Here is a 231-nt window from a genome sequence, read left to right as displayed (position 1 = left end):
CGGCGTCGAGGATAACCTCACCCTCAGCAATCGGCACATCCTTGCGCTTACCGTCCACGATCAGTGACGCAACAGCTTTGGGAGGTGCTTCCGGCGCGACCTGAACCTTCGGCCGCGGCTTGCCGCCGAATTCCGACACAAAGCGCTCGACGTGAAGGCGTTCCTTGGGAATGCCGCAATCAAGACAGGTCGCCTCAATCTCTTCGCTCATGGCGAGGGGACCACAGACGA

At 60.6% G+C, this 231-nt stretch carries 1 pseudogene; it reads right to left on the bottom strand.

Annotation, left to right across the window (positions count from 1 at the left end):
* Positions 1-211 (bottom strand): annotated as a pseudogene (locus ACZ3HH_RS31250) (hypothetical protein); the annotation flags it as partial.
* Between the last annotated feature and the right edge of the window lie 20 nt (positions 212-231).

It is taken from the genome of Pseudomonas sp. PME37.24/025, from assembly GCF_055556615.1.
The sequence above is the reverse complement of the archived record's forward strand: the minus strand, read 5'-3'. Positions and strand labels throughout refer to the sequence as shown.